This window comes from Pseudomonas sp. zjy_15 (assembly GCF_043101865.1).
GTDB lineage: Bacteria > Pseudomonadota > Gammaproteobacteria > Pseudomonadales > Pseudomonadaceae > Aquipseudomonas > Aquipseudomonas putida_Y.
In genome coordinates this window covers 92,607-111,677 of the sequence record NZ_JBICII010000055.1, presented here as the reverse complement: position 1 = coordinate 111,677, position 19,071 = coordinate 92,607, and the positions used below count along the sequence as shown (strand labels likewise).

14 protein-coding genes are annotated in these 19,071 nt (G+C 64.7%); 5 read left to right on the top strand and 9 right to left on the bottom strand.

Annotation, left to right across the window (positions count from 1 at the left end; translation table 11 throughout):
* Positions 1–216: 216 nt before the first annotated feature.
* The 4 genes from ACF8EF_RS10755 (at position 217) to ACF8EF_RS10740 (ending at position 5,102) form a co-directional block, all read left to right on the top strand.
* On the top strand, positions 217–1,257 hold the full coding sequence (locus ACF8EF_RS10755) for a YCF48-related protein (protein ID WP_176684486.1): 1,041 nt from the start codon (positions 217–219) through the stop codon (positions 1,255–1,257).
* On the top strand, positions 1,254–3,653 hold the full coding sequence (locus ACF8EF_RS10750; protein WP_176684485.1) for an RND family transporter: 2,400 nt from the start codon (positions 1,254–1,256) through the stop codon (positions 3,651–3,653). Before ACF8EF_RS10755 ends, ACF8EF_RS10750 begins: the two co-directional genes overlap by 4 nt.
* A gap of 62 nt (positions 3,654–3,715) precedes the next feature.
* Positions 3,716–3,991, top strand: coding sequence for a DUF5629 family protein (locus ACF8EF_RS10745; protein ID WP_176684484.1), 276 nt, complete (start codon positions 3,716–3,718; stop codon positions 3,989–3,991).
* On the top strand, positions 3,972–5,102 hold the full coding sequence (locus ACF8EF_RS10740; protein WP_256122363.1) for a lactonase family protein: 1,131 nt from the start codon (positions 3,972–3,974) through the stop codon (positions 5,100–5,102). Before ACF8EF_RS10745 ends, ACF8EF_RS10740 begins: the two co-directional genes overlap by 20 nt.
* 503 nt (positions 5,103–5,605) lie before the next feature.
* Here ACF8EF_RS10740 and ACF8EF_RS10735 read toward each other — a convergent pair.
* The 3 genes from ACF8EF_RS10735 to ACF8EF_RS10725 are packed head-to-tail and all read right to left on the bottom strand — an operon-like array spanning position 5,606 to position 11,075.
* A complete protein-coding gene (locus ACF8EF_RS10735; RefSeq protein WP_392461003.1) occupies positions 5,606–6,199 on the bottom strand; it encodes a glutathione S-transferase in 594 nt (197 codons plus the stop codon).
* Positions 6,196–9,840 carry an AAA family ATPase gene (locus tag ACF8EF_RS10730; RefSeq protein WP_176684481.1) on the bottom strand — a complete coding sequence of 1,215 codons (3,645 nt, stop codon included), beginning with the start codon at positions 9,838–9,840 and terminating at the stop codon, positions 6,196–6,198. Before ACF8EF_RS10730 ends, ACF8EF_RS10735 begins: the two co-directional genes overlap by 4 nt.
* Positions 9,837–11,075: an exonuclease SbcCD subunit D C-terminal domain-containing protein gene (locus ACF8EF_RS10725; protein WP_176684480.1), complete on the bottom strand. Its 1,239-nt coding sequence runs from the start codon at positions 11,073–11,075 to the stop codon at positions 9,837–9,839. Before ACF8EF_RS10725 ends, ACF8EF_RS10730 begins: the two co-directional genes overlap by 4 nt.
* 477 nt (positions 11,076–11,552) lie before the next feature.
* On the opposite strand from ACF8EF_RS10725, the gene ACF8EF_RS10720 reads away from it, so the two are divergent.
* A complete protein-coding gene (locus tag ACF8EF_RS10720) occupies positions 11,553–11,984 on the top strand; it encodes a DUF2628 domain-containing protein (RefSeq protein WP_003247236.1) in 432 nt (143 codons plus the stop codon).
* A 72-nt stretch (positions 11,985–12,056) separates the two neighbouring features.
* Here the strand turns inward: ACF8EF_RS10720 and ACF8EF_RS10715 are convergent, their stop codons facing one another.
* From ACF8EF_RS10715 to ACF8EF_RS10690, 6 genes are read right to left on the bottom strand one after another with little or no spacing between them, the layout of a single operon-like run.
* The gene (locus ACF8EF_RS10715) at positions 12,057–13,688 is read right to left on the bottom strand and encodes a BatD family protein (RefSeq protein WP_176684479.1); all 1,632 of its coding nucleotides are present in this window, start codon (positions 13,686–13,688) and stop codon (positions 12,057–12,059) included.
* A complete protein-coding gene (locus tag ACF8EF_RS10710) occupies positions 13,685–15,403 on the bottom strand; it encodes a tetratricopeptide repeat protein (RefSeq protein WP_392461002.1) in 1,719 nt (572 codons plus the stop codon). The genes ACF8EF_RS10715 and ACF8EF_RS10710 overlap by 4 nt, the downstream gene beginning before the upstream one ends.
* The gene (locus tag ACF8EF_RS10705; RefSeq protein WP_176684477.1) at positions 15,400–16,476 is read right to left on the bottom strand and encodes a VWA domain-containing protein; all 1,077 of its coding nucleotides are present in this window, start codon (positions 16,474–16,476) and stop codon (positions 15,400–15,402) included. Before ACF8EF_RS10705 ends, ACF8EF_RS10710 begins: the two co-directional genes overlap by 4 nt.
* The gene (locus tag ACF8EF_RS10700) at positions 16,469–16,963 is read right to left on the bottom strand and encodes a DUF4381 domain-containing protein (RefSeq protein WP_003247240.1); all 495 of its coding nucleotides are present in this window, start codon (positions 16,961–16,963) and stop codon (positions 16,469–16,471) included. The genes ACF8EF_RS10705 and ACF8EF_RS10700 overlap by 8 nt, the downstream gene beginning before the upstream one ends.
* On the bottom strand, positions 16,960–17,904 hold the full coding sequence (locus tag ACF8EF_RS10695) for a DUF58 domain-containing protein (protein WP_176684476.1): 945 nt from the start codon (positions 17,902–17,904) through the stop codon (positions 16,960–16,962). Before ACF8EF_RS10695 ends, ACF8EF_RS10700 begins: the two co-directional genes overlap by 4 nt.
* Before the next feature lie 4 nt (positions 17,905–17,908).
* Positions 17,909–18,868, bottom strand: a complete 960-nt coding sequence (locus ACF8EF_RS10690; RefSeq protein ID WP_176684475.1) for a MoxR family ATPase — start codon at positions 18,866–18,868, stop codon at positions 17,909–17,911.
* Between the last annotated feature and the right edge of the window lie 203 nt (positions 18,869–19,071).

The following is a 19,071-nucleotide window of genomic DNA, read 5'->3' as shown; positions in this document are numbered from 1 at the left end:
GGGGACGTAACCTTTGTAGGAGCGGGTTCACCCGCGAAGGGTCGCCCAGCGGCCCCGGCTTTCCCCGGCCGACAACAAAACATAACACCCCGCCCGTTGTACTCCCGCCAACATCCCCGCTACGATCCCCTCAAGCTATTGCAGGCCTCTAGATCAGGCATTCGCAAGGCCTGCAAGGCATTGACCCACCAAAAAGAACACAACAAGGGGGCAGTCATGAGGGAACAGTTACGTACGCCAGCCAGGCGTGGTGCCTGGCCATGGGCAGCCAGCGCGATGCTGGCACTGGCATTGGGTGTGTGGGCCGACAGCGCCCAGGCCGCGGCAGCCGACGAATACTCCACCGAGTCGGCCAAGGCCAGTGAAAGCCTGTTGATCGACACCACCCATGCCGGCAAGCGTCTGGTGGTGGTCGGTGATCGCGGCCACATTCTGTTCTCCGACGACCAGGGCAGTACCTGGACCCAGGCCCGGGTACCCACCCGGCAATTGCTCACTGCCGTGTTTTTCCTCGATGACAAGCATGGCTGGGCCGTCGGCCATGACGCGCAGATACTTGCCAGCAGCGACGGCGGCGCTACCTGGAGCAAGCAGTTCGAAGACCTCGCCCGTGAAGCGCCCTTGCTCGATGTCACCTTCCTCGACGCCCAGCACGGCTTTGCCGTGGGGGCCTATGGCGCCTTGCTGGAAACCACCGATGGCGGGCAGCACTGGCAGGACGTGGCCGAGCGGCTGGACAACCCGGATCAGTTGCACCTGAACGGTATCGCCCAAGTGCGCGATGCCGGCCTGTTCATCGTGGGTGAGCAGGGCGGTATGTACCGCTCCGCCGACAAGGGCCAGACCTGGGCCAAGGTCCAGGGCCCCTACGAGGGCTCGCTGTTCGGCGTGATCGGCACCGCCAGGCCGCAGACCCTGCTGGCCTACGGCCTTCGCGGCAACCTGTTCCGCTCCAGCGACTTCGGTGACAGCTGGCAGCCGATCGAACTCAAGGCCGCACGCGGTACGCTGGAGTTCGGCCTGGCAGGCGCTACGCTTGTCGATGATGGCACCCTGGTGCTGGTCGGCAATGGTGGCAGCGTGCTGCGCAGCACGGACGACGGCCAGACTTTCAGCGTGTACAACCGTGCCGACCGCCTCGCCCTGGCCGGCGTCAGTGGCCTGGCCAACGGCGGCCTGCTGCTGGTAGGGCAGGGTGGTGTGCACCTGACCAGCGCCGAAGGGGCTGATCAGGCTGCCCGGGAGGTGCGTCCATGACCAGCAGGGAGAGCATTGCCATGCACCCGCATCATCAGGATCAAGCCACGCTGCTCGAACGCCTGATCTTCAATAACCGCCCAGTGGTCATCGCCCTGTGCGTGCTGGTCAGCATTTTCCTGTTCTGGCAGGCCACGCAGATTCGCCCGTCCACCAGCTTCGAGAAGATGATCCCGCTGCAGCACCCGTTCATCGAGCAGATGATGGAGCACCGCAACGACCTGGCCAATCTCGGCAACACCGTGCGCATCTCGGTGGAGGCGGTGAACGGTGACATCTTCGACAAGGACTACATGGAGACCTTGCGTCAGATCCATGACGAGGTGTTCTACATTCCCGGTGTCGACCGGGCCGGGTTGAAGTCACTGTGGAGCCCCAGCGTGCGCTGGAGCGAGGTCACCGAGGAGGGCTTTTCCGGTGGCGAAGTAATCCCTAACACCTACAACGGTTCGCAGGACAGCCTCGATAGCTTGCGCGACAACGTGCTCAAGTCAGGCCAGGTGGGGCGCCTGGTAGGCAACAACTTCAAGTCCAGCATCGTCGACGTGCCGCTGCTGGAGAGCTACCCGGACCCGCAGGACCCTGGCAAACAGGTGAAGCTGGACTACCAGCAGTTCTCTCACCTGCTGGAAGAGAAGATCCGCGACAAGTTCCAGGCGCAGAACCCCAATGTAAAAATCCACATCGTCGGCTTTGCCAAGAAGGTCGGTGACCTGATCGATGGCCTGGTGATGGTGGCGATGTTCTTCGGCGTCGCCCTGGCGATCACCTTGGTGTTGTTGTACTGGTTTACCTGGTGCATCCGCAGCACTGTCGCCGTGCTCATTACCACGCTGGTGGCGGTGGTCTGGCAGTTGGGGCTGATGCATGCGGTGGGCTTTGGCCTGGACCCGTACTCGATGCTGGTGCCGTTCCTGATCTTCGCCATCGGCATTTCCCACGGGGTGCAGAAGATCAACGGTATCGCGCTGCAGTCGAGTGATGCCGACAATGCCCTAACCGCTGCCCGGCGCACATTCCGTCAGTTGTTCCTGCCGGGAATGATCGCCATTCTTGCCGACGCAGTGGGCTTCATTACCCTGCTCATCATCGACATCGGGGTGATTCGCGAACTGGCCATCGGCGCCTCCATCGGTGTGGCGGTGATCGTGTTCACCAACCTGATCATGTTGCCGGTGGCCATCTCCTACGTCGGCATCAGCAAGAAGGCCATCGAGCGCAGCAAGAAAGACGCGACCCGCGAGCACCCGTTCTGGCGCCTGTTGTCGAACTTCGCCAGTGCCAAGGTGGCGCCGGTGTCGGTGGTGCTGGCACTGCTCGCCTTCGCCGGCGGCCTGTGGTACAGCCAGAACCTGAAGATCGGTGACCTCGACCAGGGTGCACCGGAGCTGCGCCCCGACTCGCGCTACAACCAGGACAACAACTTCATCATCAGCAACTACTCGACCAGTTCCGATGTGCTGGTGATCATGGTCAAGACGCCGTCGGAGAAGTGCTCGGTCCACTCGACCATGGCGCCGATCGACGAGCTGATGTGGACCATGGAAAACACCCCAGGCGTGCAGTCGGCGATTTCCCTGGTCACCGTTTCCAAACAGGTGATCAAGGGCATGAACGAGGGCAGCCTGAAATGGGAAACCCTGTCGCGCAACCCGGACATCCTCAACAACTCTATCGCCCGGGCCGATGGCCTTTACAACGGCGACTGCTCATTGGCACCCGTGCTGGTGTTCCTCAATGATCACAAGGCTGAAACGCTGGAGCGCGTCACCGCCGTGGCCAAGGCGTTTGCCGACAGCCATGACAAGGAAGGCCTGCAGTTCCTGCTGGCGGCGGGCAACGCGGGCATCGAGGCCGCGACCAACGAGGTGATCAAGTCGGCCGAGCTGACCATCCTGATCCTGGTGTACATCTGCGTGGCCGTGATGTGCCTGATCACCTTCCGCTCGTTCGCCGCCACGCTGTGCATCGTGCTGCCCCTGGTGCTGACCTCGGTGCTGGGCAACGCGCTGATGGCCTACATGGGCATCGGGGTGAAAGTGGCGACCTTGCCGGTGGTGGCGCTGGGTGTGGGGATTGGTGTGGACTATGGCATCTATATCTACAGCCGCCTGGAAAGCTTCCTGCGTGCCGGTTTACCGTTGCAGGAGGCGTATTACCAGACCCTGCGCTCGACCGGCAAAGCGGTGCTGTTCACCGGGCTGTGCCTGGCCATTGGGGTATGCACCTGGATTTTCTCGGCGATCAAGTTCCAGGCGGACATGGGTCTGATGCTGACCTTCATGCTGCTTTGGAACATGTTTGGTGCGTTGTGGCTGCTACCGGCATTGGCGCGGTTCCTGATCAAGCCTGAGAAGATGGTGGGCAAGGAGGGTGGGTCGATCTTTGCCCATTGATTGAAGGGGCCGCAATGCGGCCCCAAGGTTATACTGCCAATCCATTTCAGATTGGTACCCCTATGTCCCCCCTCGCTACCGCCCTGCAGGCCTGCGATATGCTTCTGATCGACGGCCTGCACGCCTTCGACTTCACCGCCGATGAAGCCGGCCTCACTGTCGAATGCATGGACGGCCGCCAATTGCGCCGCTGGTCGTTCACGCCTGAGCAAATCGCTGCCGCCATCGCCACCGGAGACGAGTGGCAACTCGACGATGCCAACGGCGCGCATCGACTAGTCTGTATGAGTGCCTTTCGCGCCCCGGATGATGAGCAAGATGAACCGCACCTGGACTAACCTGCTGACCGCTAGCCTGATGAGCCTGACTATCCACGCCCACGCCTCGACGTTGCTGGTGGGCAGCTACACCGATGGCGCCAGCCAGGGTATCTACCGCTACCAGTTCGACGACAAGGCCGGCCGCATCGACCCCACACCGCGACAAGTGGTCAAGAACGTCAACCCTTCCTGGCTTGTGCTGTCGGCCGACCAGCGTCAGCTGTTCGTGGTCAATGAAACCCCGGGTGGCCATGCCAGTAGTTTCAGCGTCAGCACCAAGGGCGAAATCAAGCCGCTCAACCAGATGGTCACCCAAGGTGACGAACCGACTCACGCCAGCCTCAGTCGTGACCAGCGTTATCTGTTCGTGGCCAACTACGCGGTCAAGCCTGACCCCGGCGGCAGCCTGGTGGTCATCCCGGTGGCCAGGGACGGCAAACTCGAGCCCGCGGTGCAACAGGCCCGGCACAAGGCGAGTGGCGTCAACCCCGAGCGCCAGGCCGGTGCCCATGTGCATGCACTGGTGCTGTCGCCCGATGGCCAGCATGTCTATGCCTGCGACCTGGGCGCGGACAAGGTATTCATCTACCGCTACGACGGCGCCAGTGTGGACAAGCCGTTGAGCCCGGCAATCCCGGCCTCGGTGGCCTTGCCGCCAGGCAGTGGGCCCCGTCACCTGCTGTTCGACGCCAAGGGCCAGCATGCTTACCTGACGTTGGAGATGAGTGGCGAAGTGGTGATGTTCGACGTCGAGGACGCTGCTTTGCTTGAGCGTCAACGCCTGCCGCTGACCGAGCAGCAGGATGCAGCGGCCAAGGCAGCGGGAGGCCTGCACCTGTCGGCGGACGGCCGCTTCCTGTACGTGAGCAACCGTGGCACGGCGAATGAAATCCTGGTGTTTGCGGTTGGCAAGAATGACGGCCAGTTGACGTTCGTGCAGCGCCGTTCCGTGGAAGGCGATCACCCCCGTGAATTTGCCCTGGACCCTAGCGGCAATTTCCTGCTGGTAGCCAACCAGAAGAGCAACCAGATCGTGGTCATGCGCCGTGATCTCTTGACTGGCAAGTTGGGGGAGACCGTGCAGACCATGGCGCAGGACGCGCCTTCGGACCTGAAGTTCATCGATTAAGAGGTTGGGAGGGTTCGCTCATAGGTGAACTGGCCAGACACACCGTGCAAGAAGTGGATTTACCCGCGAAAGGGCCGGGCCTGCTGGCCAATTTTCACGCGCCGTTCACTGTTGCCGCCGCCACCGTATTCGCGGGTAAACCCGCGCCTACACGCAGATCGGTGGTGGACACAGGCCGTCGTAGGAGCGGGTTCACCCGCGAAAGGGCCGGCCCTGCTGGCCAAATTCCCACCCGCGATTCACCGTTGCCGCCGCCACCGTATTCGCGGGTAAACCCGCGCCTACACACAGATGGTGGTGGACACAGGCCGTCGTAGGAGCGGGTTCACCCGCGAAAGGGCCGGCCCTGCTGGCCAAATTTCCACCCGCGATTCACCGTTGCCGCCGCCACCGTATTTGCGGGTAAACCCGCGCCTACACACAGATGGTGGTGGACACAGGCCGTCGTAGGAGCGGGTTCACCCGCGAAAGGGCCGGCCCTGCTGGCCAAATTTCCACCCTGTTCAGCGAACCATGATCGCTTTGAACAGCTCCGAAGCCAGCCACCCCTCCAGCCAGCTCCGCACCCGCGGATAAGCCGCCTCGGCGAACCACTGCGGTTCGACCCCGGCAAACTGGCGCATCAGAGGCAGCAACGCGGCATCGGCCATGCTCGGGTGGTCGGCCAGCAGGTAGGGCTGGCCCGCCAGCAGGCCTTCTAGCTCCGCCAGCCAGGCCTCGGCCTGCTGGCGGTAATGTTCGCGGGAATGCTCCGGGTAACGTTCGGCATACTTGTACAGGTTCACGTGCGCCTTGAACGTGGTGTCATTGCGCGCAATCAGCGTTTCAGCCTGCTGTGCAGCCACAGGGTTGGCCTGTAGCCGCCAGTCCTGCGGGTCGTTTTGCGTCAGCGCCCAGCGCATGATGTCCAGGCTCTCTTCCAGTACCCCGGCACCGGTGTCCAGCACCGGTACCGTGCCCTTGGGCGACAAGGCCAGCAGCTCTGCCGGCTTGTTCTTCATCGCCACTTCGCAGATCTCCACCTCGCAGCCGGCATAGCGCAGGGCCAGGCGCGCACGCATGGCCCACGGGCAGCGGCGGAACGAGTAGAGGATCACCCGCACACCTCCACGTCACTCAGGCCATTACCCTGACGCCGCACCTGGATCTGTACCGGGATGCGCTCGTGCATTTCCTGTACGTGGGAAATCACCGCCACTTTGCGGCCCTGGGCTTGCAAGCCGTCGAGGGCGTCCATTGCCAACTGCAGTGACTCGGGGTCGAGGCTGCCGAAGCCTTCGTCGATGAACAACGATTCGATACGCAGGGTGCTGGAAGCCATCGACGCCAGGCCCAGGGCCAGGGCCAGCGACACCAGGAAGGTTTCCCCGCCCGACAACGAGTGCACCGAACGCAGTTCGTCGCCCATCTCGGTGTCCAGCACCAGCAGGCCAAGGGCACTGCCGCCGCGCTTCAGGCGGTAGCGGCGGGCCAGCTGACGCAGTTGGGCGTTGGCGTGGTGCAGCAGCAGGTCGAGGTTGTAGCCCTGGGCGATCTTGCGGAACACATCGCCCGAGGCCGAACCGATCAGGGCATTGAGGCGGGCCCAGCGTTGCCACTGCTGGTGGGCCTGTTCGATTTCTGCCGTCAGCGCCTGGTGGGCCTGCTGCCGGCGCTGGTCGTCGGCCTGTTGCGCGCGCAGTTCGGCGCACTGCTGCTCATGGTTGGCCAGGCGCCCGCGCAGTTCGGCCAGGGCCTGCTCCAGGGCTTCGGCCGAGGTGTCCACGGTCATTTGTGCGGCGTGTTGTTGCAGGCGCTGCTCACGTTCCTGCAGCAGCACGCGGCCTTGTTCGATGGCCTTCTCGGCACCTTGAACACGCTGACGCAGCTCATTCACCTGGGCGTCATCCATGGCCAGCAGGCGATCCAGCCCGGCGTCGTCCAGCTCCGGATGCTCGCTGCGCCATTGCGCGATCTGGCCCTGCAATTGCTGGCACTCGCTTTCCAGCGCCTGTTGCTGCTGGGCATTGGCCTTGAGTTCGCTGGCCAGTTGTACACCCTGGGTGCGCAGCTCCTGCAGGCGCTGGGCGGTGTCGGCGTCAAGGGCGCGGGCGTGTTCCAGCGCGGTGTCCATGTGCTGTTGCCAGGCTTCGGCGCTGGCATGTTCGCCGAGCAGTTCGCCGAGTGAGGCCAGGGCTTGCTGGCGTTGCTCGTCGAGGGCGGCCAGTTTCTGCTGCAACTGCTGCTGGCCTTGCAGGCGCGTCTGTTGTTGATCACGCAGCTTGTCCAGCTGGGTTTGGCGGGCTTGCTGTTCTTCCAGTTCGTCCTTGCGCTGGTCCAGTTGCTGCAGGCGCTGGGCAATCTGCTGGTCGAGGGCGAGGAAGGCATTGGCCGGGTCTTCGTTCAGGGCCTTGAGGGCTTCCTTGGGCAAGACGCCGGCCAGGTCGTCAAGGCCTTGCTGCAACTGCTGCTCATCGTTGGCCAGGGCCTGGTGCTGTTGCTCCAGATGGCGCTGGGCCTGTTGCTGGGCGTCGTAGGCCGCCTGCAATTGCTGGTTCAGGCGGGCGGCGTCTTTTTGCAGAGCCAGCAGGGCGCTCTGGCGTTTCTCGTCCTGGCTGATTTCTTCATCCAGGCGACGTAGCTGGCCGTCGAGCCAGGTGCTACGGGCCTTGTCGTCCTGCGGGGCGAGGGCTGGCCACAGGCTGTGTGCCTGCACCTGAGCCACCAGCGGTTGCAACTGTTCACCCAGTTGCTGCTGTTGCTGCTGGGAGTCCTTGAGCTGGGCGTTGACCACCCCCAGTTGGGTACGCAGTTCCACCAGCTTGCTGTTGAGGGTTTCGACCTGTTTCTGCGCTGCGTGCTCTTCGGCCTGGTCATGGCGACCCAGGCTCTGCAGCAGCGCTTCTGGCTGATGGAACGGGTGTTCGGCGCTGCCACAGACCGGGCAGGGTTCGCCGTCACGCAATTGTCCACGCAGTTCTTCGACGCTGGTGTTGCGTGCCAGGCGTTGCCGTTCCAGCAGTTGACGGGTGAGGACCAGCGCCTGTTCGGCGGCCTCCAGCTCGGCCTTGGCGGCAGTGCCTTCGGTAATCAGTTGCTGGCGTTGCAGCATGGCCTGCTGCTGCCGTTCACGCAGGGCGTCCAGCTGCTGGCGCAGCTCCTGTTCACGGCCGTGCAGGCGTGACATTTCCTCTACGGCGCGCTGCTGTTTGCGGTTGTCCTGCAGCATGCCGCCGAGCAGGTCGATCTGCTCGGCAAGGGCCTGGGGTTCGGCCTTGGCTTCACGGAACAACAGGTCGTAGGCGTCGCGCTCGGCCTGCAGGTGCGCATTGGCCTGGCTGGCCTGGGCCTGCAGGCCGGGTAACTCTTCTCGGCCCTTGGTCAGGCGGCCACCGATCAGCATTACCTGCTTCAGTTGCGGCAGGTAGGCGTGCCAGGCATTGGCCAGGCCCGCCAGGTGCTGGCTGTCGGCAAGCGCGGTTTCGATCTGCGCCAGTTGCTGCACGCTGCGCTGCTGGTTGTCTTCCAGCTGCTGCAGTTGCTGCTGGCCGTCAGCGAGCTGCTGTTGCGCCTGCTGGCTGATGTTGCGCTCGGCGGCCAGTTCCTGGTCCAGGCGTGCCAGACTGTCCTGCGCGGCAAAAGCCTGGCGCAGGCGCGGCGCGTTCTCGACGTGCTGGGCCTGGCGGTCGGCAAGCGCTTGGCGCGCATGGTCCAGCGCCTGTTCGAGCTCGCGGGTACGCACCTGCAGTTCGGCTTGTTGCTGTTGCTGCTCGGCAATTTTTGCCGCCACTGGCGCCAGCTGTGCGCTCAGTGCCTGTCGGCGGTGGAACTGGTGACGCTGTGGGGCCAGGCGCTCCAGGCGTACCAGGTCCAGGCGTGGTTCGGCCAGCTGTTGCCAGTCCAGTTCGGCGGCCTGCAGCGTGGTGCTGGCTTCGGTGTGTTGGGCCTGTAGCTGGCGTTGCTCATTCAGCCAACTGCGTTGCTTCTCCAGCTGACGCTCGCCGGCCTGGTCGGTCTTGAACTGCTGCTGCGCCTGCTCCAGGCGCTGGTCGAGCTCGGCACGGGCCTCGGCAGCCATCGGCAGCAGGTGGCTGGCGCGTTCTTTCAGGGCGTTGTGTGCCTCGCTGGCTTCGCGTGCCTTGCTGAAGGCACGCTGGCCCAGGCGGGTGTAGATGGCAGTGTTGGTGAGCTTTTCCAGCAGCTCGCTGCGGTCTTTGTCATCGGCCTTGAGGAACGCGCCGAACTCGCTCTGGGCCAGCATCACCGCACGGGTGAACTGTTCGAAGTTCAGGCCCAGGCGGGCTTCGACCAGTTGCTTGTATTCGTTCTTGCCACTGCCGAGCACCTGCTCGCTGTCGAGGTCGTAGAAGCTCTGGCGGCTGTGCTGCAGTTTGCCGTTGGCCTTGTCGCGGGCACGGTTGGCTTCCCAGCGGGCGCGGTAGCGGCGGCCGTCGATGCCGACGAAATCGACCTCGGCAAAACCGCTGCCGGTGCCACGGCGCAGCAGGTTGCGCGGGTCGGAAGTGGGGATTTCGCCGTCGGCGTCTGGCACCTTGGCCTCACGGCCAATGTCATTGAGGCGCGGCACGGTGCCAAACAGCGCCAGGCACAGGGCGTCGAGCAGGGTGCTCTTGCCGGCGCCGGTAGGCCCGGTGATGGCGAACAGGCCAGCGCTGGCCAACGGTTCTGCGGTGAAATCGATGTCGATCGGACCGGCCAGCGATGCCAGGTTCTTCAGGCGGATGGCGAGAATTTTCATGGCTGTTCCTCCTCCTGCAGCACGTCCTGCAACAGCAGGGCGAAGTCGGCCAGGGTCTGCTCGTCGGCGGGGTTGCCGTAGGCTTGCTCCCAGGCGCGACTGAACAGGTCTTGCGGGGTCATCTGGGCCAGCTCGACAAAGGCCAGGCCATCGTCTTCGGCGTTGTTGCGGCCAGCGTATTCGGCGCTGATGCGGATCAACCGTACCGCCTTGCCTTCAAGCGCGGTTTCGATCTGCTGGCGCAGGTCGGGTTGCGGCTCGTCGAGCATCACCCGCACCTCCAGCCAGGGCTGGCGGTTGGGGTCTTCAAGCAGGTCGATCACTGGCAGGTCGGCCAGTTGCTGCAACAGCTCGCCCAGCGGTGCCGGGCCCACCCGTTGCAGGGCCACGGCGCGTGGTACGGGGCGTGGCTCGACGCTGACCAGGCCGTTGCCGTCCAACTCCACTTCCAGGACCTGGTGCGGGTAGTTGATTTCGGCGAACGACAGCGGGATTGGCGAGCCGCTGTAGCGGATGCGTTCTTCGCGGTTGACCTTCTGCGGCTTGTGCAGGTGGCCCAGGGCGACGTAGCTGATAGCCTTGTCGAACAGCTTGGCCGGCAGCGCCTCGGCGTTGCCGATGATCAGGCTGCGTTCGGAGTCTTCCGACACCGCGCCACCTGCCATGTGAGCATGGCTGATGGCAATCAGCGCCTGGTCTTTCTTGCGCTTCTTCTGCGCGGCGGCGATCAGTTGCTGGTGCACCTGGGTGATGCCTTGCAGGTAGTCGTCACCCAACTGCGGGCCGGTCACTTCGGCCGGGCGCAGGAACGGCAGGGCCAGGCACCAGGCGGCCACCTTGCCACGGCCGTTGGTCAGCGGAATCAGCAGGCGCTCGGCATCCAGCTGGCCCTCGTCCAGCCAGTGCACACGGCCCAGGGCATGGGTGCGCAGGCGGCGCATGAGCGCGGCGGGCAGCTCGATGCGCGAACCGGAGTCGTGGTTGCCGGCGATCATCACGATGTCCAGCTTGGGCTGCTGCTCGTGGGCCTGGACGATGAAGTCGTAGAGGCGTTCCTGGGCTTTGACGGGCGGGTTGACGGTGTCGAAGATGTCGCCCGCAATCAGCAGCGCATCCGGCTGGCGCAGGTGTAGCTGGCCGAGCAGCCAGTCGAGGAAGCAGGCGTGTTCGAAATCGCGTTCCTGGCCGTGCAGGCTTTGGCCCAGGTGCCAGTCGGAGGTATGAAACAGACGCATGGATGACCTGTTGGTGTCGAGTCGAGCAAGCGAGGGCTTGGCTTGGGTGATGGGTGTTGCGCAAGGGCGGTATGGTAACCCATGCACGGGGCCGCTGTGCGGCCCGAAAGTTCAGCGCTTGATCTCATGGGCGCACGGTGCTGGTTGTCCTGCAGGCAAGCCCGCGCATTGAACCCCTTGTTCATGGATGGCATTGGCTTATCGCAGTAGCGTCCTGCGACTCCAGGCGTTGACGCGGGTTGCCACGTTGGTTCCATATTGATAGCAGGGTGTCGCGCATCTCGGTTTGCCCCACGGACATGTCGCGGCAAAGCATCGAGCACACGCTCGGCCACTTCCGCCTTGAACGTTCTGTGAGCTGGCTCTCGCTTTGCACCAGGGATCAAGCTTGCCCTCAAAAGTATGCTGATTTACCCTCCGAAACGGCCATGATCACGGCTATTCGAAACCCACGGACGACAATCACAGGAGTCACCAATGGAAGGCATCCCTCAGACCCAATCTTCCCCGGATAACCTCAAGCCAAAATGGCGGGAGCGTTTCGCCTTCTTCGATCAGTACGGCGCCCCCACCTCCGAGTCATACAAAGCCGCATTCCGCGCCTTGCCGTTCGGGAAGAAGTTGCTGATCAACAACAATTTCATAGCCTTTTTCTTCGGCCCGATCTATTGGTTCGTGCTGGGGCTGTGGAAGAAGAACCTGGTCATGCTGGCCATCATCATCGGCATCGGGCTGCTGCTGAGCGTCTATGAGGTCGCGACGGGCAGCGAAATCCCGCGTCCTCTGGATAACGGTATCAGCATGGGGTTTGCGTTTTTGTACAGCTTCCTGACCAACCGGGCCTATTACCTGAAGCAGGCCAAAGGGCAGCAGAGCTGGAACCCGTTCGAGGGGCAGCGGTTCATCTGACTCGGCTGGTACATTCGGCAAGTGTTGTCAGGGGCGGCCATGAGCTGAAAATTCGCAACCAGCCACTGCGCATCACTTGGGGTAGAGCGGCGGCAAACTGCCGTTCTCACCCGCCGGCAGCAATACCTGCTCAGCTGGCGGAATGGTACCAATCGCCCGCCACAAATCCTCCCCCTGCCAATACTGCCCGCTCTCGCTGTACAACGCCCCGTTCAAACCATCCAGCGCATCCGACAACGGTACGAAGCGCGCCGCCATCTCGGCCAGGGTTTCCGGTTGTTGCCGGGCCCAGGCATCCAGCGCCTGGCGCGTAGCCTGAGGGTCGTTGGCCTGGCACGCGCGCTTGAGGTCGTCCAGCAAGGTGCGTGGGCTTGGCCCGTTCTGCGCCGTGCGCAGCACCGCTGGCCGCGACCGGGCGCGCCACCACAGGGCAAAGCCCAGCACGGTGGTCAGGGCGAACACCAGTGTGGACAGCTGCCAGGGCCACAGCAGGGTGCTGGCGCTGCTGTTGTCGCCCACCGGGGTGTCGGCGCTCAGTGCCGGGTTGTCCTGCACGTTCAGCGTGCGTGCCGGCAGGCTGCTGTGTTCCAGGTGGTCTTCGCGGGTGTTCCACCAGGCCACTTCCAGCGCCGGCAAGGCCAGCGTGCCGCTGTGGGTCGGCACCAGGGCCTCGCGCTCTTCGCGGTTGGCGGTCATGCCCCGTTCGCTGATTTCGTTGCGCAGCAGTGGCTGGTCAGGGTAGCGACGCAGGCCGATGATTTCTGTGGCCGGCAGCGGTGGCAGTTGGGTGCTGGACAAGCCTTCGGCACGCAAGGTGATGCTGCGTGTCAGCGAGTCGCCAATCTGTACCTGCTGGCTGCCGGGGTCGGGGCTCCAGTGCTCTTCCAGGGTCAGGCTGCTGGTTGGCAACCACGGCAAGCCAGCCGGCCAGGCTGCCGGAATCGGCCGTACGTTAAGGCGCAAGGGCAGCGAGCTGACCTGGACCTGATGGCCGGCGCGGGCCGCGCCATTGGCCTGCGCTGCTGCGTCGTTGCTGGCGGCTGCCGTGGCGGTGAATGTCAGCGGCGGGATGTCGAGGGTACCGCTTTGCTGGGCATACACCGCATAGCGGGTTTCGATCACGCCATGACGCACGCCGTTGATTTCCTTTTCATACGTGCGCGACTCGCCCAGCGGCTCGACCTTGGCGTTCTCCAGTTGCAGGGGGCTGAGGCTGCTGTCGTCGTACAGCGCGACCGAGTGATAGATGCGCAGGGTCAGCACGGCTTGGGCCTGGACATAGACGTCGTGGTTGTCGAGGGTCGCTTCGATGAATACCTGAGCGTTTTCCTGGCGGCTGGCATCGGCCTGCAGCACTTGCAGTTCGATGGCCTGGCTGTGCGACTGGCCCAGTTGCAGCTCGGGGATGCGCAGGCTACCGCTGCGCCGTGGCAGCAGGGTAATGATCCAGCGGGTGCTGGCGCGGGTTTCGCCGTCGAGGGTGTGCAGGCTGTTCAGCTGGCGCGTGCCCCGCACTTCGAAGTCACCTTCCAGGGCGCGCAGGTCGGGCTTGCCGAACTGGGTGACGTCCTGGCTTTCCAGGGTCAGTTCCAGGCTTTCGCCAGCTTCCAGGCGGGTGCGGTCGACACTGGCCTGCAGCAGCGGCTCGGCCTGGGCCAGCACGGCCCACAGCAGGGTGAGGAGAAAGACGCCGAAGCGACTCATCGTGATTTTTCCTGATGCAATTGCTGTTCATACCAGAATTTGCGTCGCAGCAGCTCTGCCGGGTTGTCGGGGATTTCCCGCAGCCATTGTTCCAGGGCTTGGCGCTGTTCGCCGTCGAGGCTGGTCGACACTGGGCGCTGGGGCGGCTGGATGACGCTGTCGTCGCCCCCGGCCTGGTTGCCGGGGGCGGCCTGGCTGTTGCTGCTGCTTTCGCCGGGTTGTTCGGGGCTGGCCTGTTGGTCGTTGCCGGGTGTGCCTTGGGCCGGGCTGCTGGCCGAGCTGCTGTTGCCTTCGGTTTCGCTGCCGGGCGTGTCTTGGGCATCGTTGCCGGGTGGCTGTTCCTCGGCCTTGGCTTCACGTTGCAGCAGCAGTTGCTGCACCAGCGCCTGGTTGTCCAGCGCGGCTTGCAGGTCGGGCTGGCGCTCCAGGGCTTGTTCGTACGCATCCAGGGCGGCTTCCAGCTCGCCACCATGGGCCAGGGCATTGCCCCGATTGTAGTGGGCTGCTGCTGTGTCGCCTTGGGAAAATGCCTCGGCAGCACCGGCGTAGTCGCCGGCCTGGTACAGGGCCATGCCGCGCCATTGCGGGTTCTGGAAGTGACGCGCAGCGCTGGCCGGGCGGTTTTGCTCCAGCAGCTTCTGGCCTTGCTGGTCGGGGCGCAGCCACAGGTCGTTGAACTCGAAAGCGTGGCCGGGCTGCGGCAATGCCAGCAGCAGTGGCAGGCAGAACAGCCAGCCGCGCCGGCCTGCGCAGGCGGCCAGCAGCAACAACGGAATCAGCAGCCAGTAACCTTGGTCGGCCCAGCTGTCCAGTTGCAGGGTCTGGCCGTCATTGCGCCCGCTCCGCGGGTTGTCGAACAGGCCCAGGCCACGCAGGTCGAGGTCGTCGATGCGGGCGTGCCGGTAGCGACCACCCGTGCCGCTGATAAAACCTTTCAGGCTGGCACTGTCCAGGCGAGGCAAGAGGATGCCGCCCTGGTCGTCTTTAAGGTATTCGCCATTGGCCTGGCGCACAGGGGCGCCTTCGCGGCTGCCGATGCCCAGCATCAGCAGGCTGGGGCCCTGGCGGCCGAGGGCCTGGGTGATGCCTTGGCGCTCGGCGTCGCTGAGCGCCGAGCCTACCAGCAGCAGGCGGCCTTGGCCGAGGCCGCTCTGGGCCAGCAGCGCCAGGCCTTTTTGCACAGCCAGGTCGGCACGCTGGCCGGGTTTTGGCATGATCGACGGGTCGATGGCCTCGAGCAAATTGCGGGTGGTGGCCAGGTCGTCAGACAGCGGCACCAGGGTGTGCGCGGAGCCGGCATACACCACCAGCGCCGTCTGGCTGTCGCGGCGGTGTTCAAGCAGGTCGAGGATCTTGCGCCGCGCCTGTTCCAGGCGGTTGGGCGGGCTGTCCTCGGCGAGCATTTGCGGGGTCAGTTCGAGCAGGATCACCAGGGGGTCGGCCGGGCGCTGACGGCTTTCTTCCAGGCGCTGCCAGCTGGGCCCGAGCAGCGCCAGGACCACCAGCAACCAGGCAAGGCCCAATGCCACCCACGGCAGTTTGCTGGTGCTGCCGCTGCCGCCACCCAGCAGTACGCCATGGAAGGCTGGCGGCAGAATCATCTGCCAGCGCCCGGCACGTTTGCGCCGGTGCCACAGCTTGTACAGCAGCCAGCCGAGCACGGGAACTGCCAGCAGCCAGAGTGGGCGCAGCCATTGGGGCCACAAGTCGATCATCGCCGCCTCCTTAAACGCAAACGCTTCAAGCGTTGGCGCCATTCCGGGTGCGGCTGCAGGAAGCGCGGCTTGCGCAGCAGGCGTTGCAACAGGTTGTCGGGCCACTGCACGGCCACCACCAGCAGCACGCTGAGCAGCAGCGCCAGCGCCAGAGGCCAGGCGTAAAGAGCCTGGGCTGTGCGTGCCTGGGTCGGTTGCTGGGCCACGGGCTCCAGTTGGTCGAGGGTATCGCCGATAGCGTCCAGTTCGGCGCCGTCATGGGCGCGGAAGTAGGCGCCGTGGGTGATGTCGGCAATTTCCTTGAGCGCGGCTTCGTCCAGGTCCAGGCTCGGGTTGAGGCCGAGCAGGCCTGGGGTGCCACTGGCTTCGGGGTTGGCGCCGATACCGATGGTGTAGATGCGTACGCCTTCCTGGGCCGCCAGGCGGGCGGCTGTCAGCGGGTGAATCTGCCCGCCGTTGTTGGCGCCGTCGGTGATCAGCACCAGCACCCGGCTTTGTGCCGGGCGCTCGCGCAGGCGTTTGACCGCCAGGCCAATGGCGTCGCCGATGGCGGTGTTCTTGCCGGCGATGCCGATCTGCGCCTCGATGAGGAAGGTGCGCACGGTGCGCCGGTCAAAGGTGAGCGGCGCCTGCAGGTAGGCCTGGCTGCCGAACAGGATCAGGCCCACGCGGTCGCCTTCACGGTCTTGCAGGAAGTCGCCCATCAGCGCCTTGACCAGATCGAGGCGGCTGATGTCCTCGTTCTTCCACTGCATGTCGGGGAAGTCCATCGACCCGGACACGTCCACCGCCACCAGCAGGTCGCGGCCGCTGGCGGCGATCGGCACCGGTTCGCCCAGCCATTGCGGGCGAGCGGCGGCGCACAGCAGCAACAGCCAGATGACGACGAACGGTGCCTGCTGGCGCAAGGTGGGCAGGTTGAGCCGTGCGCGGCGCCCGGCCAGGCCTTCCAGCTCGTTGAGGAAACCCACCTTGAGCACCGGTTCACCGCTGTCGGCTGCGGGCAGCAGCAGGCGCGCCAGCCATGGCAGCGGCAACAGGGCGAAGACCCACGGCCAGGCCAGTTCAAACATGCTTGCGGATCCAGGTTTCGACGGCTTGGCTGAGCCCGGCGATGGCCTTGTCATCGAGCTTGCACTCGGGTTTATAGGCGCCTTCGACCAGTACCATCCAGCGGGTCAGGCCGGCGGCCGGGCAGCGGTTGTCGAGAAAGGCCAGCCACTGGCGGCCGTTGAGGGTGTGGCTGTTGGCGCCTGGGTAGTGGTTGCGGCACAGGCGTTTGAGCAGGGCGTTGATCTGTTGCAGCCAGGCGCCAGCCGGGGCACCGTCATACGGGCGTGGCAGGCGGGCCAGCTCGGCCAAGGCCTCCAGGCGCACCGGGTCCAGGGGTTGTTCGGCGCGCACGATGCGGCGTTTGCCCGGGCGCCAGCGGCGCAGCCGCCACAGGCCCCAGCCCAGTAGCGGCAGGACGGCCAGCAGCAGCCACCAGCCCGGTGCGGGTGGCCACAGGCTGACCGGTGCCGGGGCGATCAGTGGGTGCAACTGGTCGAGCGGGTTCATGACGCGCTCCGTGGCCGTTGGGCGCTCAGGTACTCGCGCAGTTGTTCGACCATTTCGCTTTGCGTGCTCAGTGGCATCAGTACCACCCTCAGCTTTTGCGCCATCAGCTCCCAGCGCTCGATACGGGCTTCAGCCTGCTGGCGGTACGCCTGGCGCAGGTTGGCGTCGAGGGTGTCTAGCTCCAGCTGGGCGCTGCGCTGAGCGAAGCGCAGCAGGCCGGCGGCGGGCAACGCGTGGTCGAGCGGGTCGGATACCGGCAGCAACAGCAGGTCGCAATGCCGTGAGAGCATGGCCAGGTGCTGTTCCACCTGGGCGCTGAGCGAGCGTTCATCGCAGATCACGATGGCCAGGCTGCCGGGACGCAGCACTTCGCGGGCGCGGCGCAGGGCCAGGCCGAGGCTATCGGCCCCCGGTACGGCTTCGGTGTGCAGTGACTGGTTGACCTTTGCCAAGCGGTTGAGCAGTTGCAGCAGGCTCTGTTTGCTGCGCCGGGGTTTGACTTCGTGGTGTTCGTTGTCGCCGAACACCAGGCCACCGATGCGGTCGTTGTGGCCCAGCGCTGCCCAGCCGAACAGCGCCGCCGCCTGGGCCGCCAAAACGGACTTGAACATCAGCCCCGAGCCGAAGAAAAGCCTTTGGCTTTGTTCGACGAGGATGAAGATCGGCCGCTCGCGTTCTTCGTGGAACAGCTTGGTGTGCGGCTCCTGGGTCCGCGCAGTGACACGCCAGTCGATGTTGCGCACATCATCGCCGGCCTGGTAAACGCGCACCTGGTCGAAGTCGACGCCGCGCCCGCGCAGCCTCGAATGGTGCAGGCCAACCAGCGGGCTGCGTTGGCCGGGCTTGGAAAACAGCTGGATTTCGCGCACGCGGTGGCGCATGTCGATCAGATCGGCAAGGCCAATGCGGATGCCATGTTCGGCCAGCTGCGCAGTGGGCATGGGCTCAGGCAACGGCGACGACGTCGAGGATGCGCTGGATCACGCGGTCCTGGTCGATCCCTGCCGCCTCGGCCTCGAACGAGAGGATGATACGGTGGCGCAGTACGTCGAACAGCACGGCCTGGATGTCTTCGGGGCTGACGAAGTCGCGCCCGGCCAGCCAGGCGTGGGCGCGCGCGCAGCGGTCCAGCGAGATGGAGCCGCGCGGGCTGGCGCCGTAGGCGATCCAGTCGGCCAGCTCGGTGTCGAACTTGGCCGGAGTGCGGGTGGCCATGACCAGTTGCACCAGGTATTCCTCCACTGCGTCGGCCATGTACAGGCCAAGGATTTCCTTGCGCGCGGCGAAGATGGCCTGCTGGCTGACCCGGCGCTCAGGCTTGGTCTCGCCGCCCAGAGCTTCACCCCGGGCCTGCGCCAGGATACGCCGCTCTACGGCGGCATCGGGGAAACCGATTTTTACATGCATCAGGAAGCGGTCGAGCTGGGCTTCGGGCAGCGGGTAGGTGCCTTCCTGCTCGATCGGGTTCTGCGTGGCCATGACCAGAAACAGCGGCGACAGGTCGTAGGTGCTGCGGCCCACGCTGACCTGGCGCTCGGCCATGGCTTCGAGCAGCGCCGACTGCACCTTGGCCGGCGCGCGGTTGATTTCGTCGGCCAGCACCAGGTTATGGAAGATAGGCCCCTGCTGGAACACGAAGCTGCCGGTTTCCGGGCGGTAAATCTCCGTGCCGGTGATGTCGGCCGGGAGCAGGTCGGGGGTGAACTGGATGCGATGGAACTGCGCTTCGATGCCTTCTGCGAGTTCTTTGATGGCTTTGGTCTTGGCCAGGCCAGGTGCCCCTTCGACCAGCATGTGGCCGTCGGCCAGCAGCACGATCAACAGCCGTTCGACCAGTTTTTCCTGGCCTAGGATCTGGGTAGAAAGAAAAGTGCGCAGCGCGATCAGCGCTTCACGGTGTTCCATCGGCGACGGTTCCTGGTAGGGGGCCTGAGGCGGCGTGAGGCAGCAGCCTTGGCAAGGGGTGATACTTTAATCTATCCGGGGGGGCGGCGACCAATGGCGGCGGGTAAATTTATCGTTGCAGTCGGGCATGCGGGTAAAGAAATGTCCCACGTATGGCTGGCCATTGCCTGATGTTCCGTGACGGCGTGCTGGCGCCTGCTTGT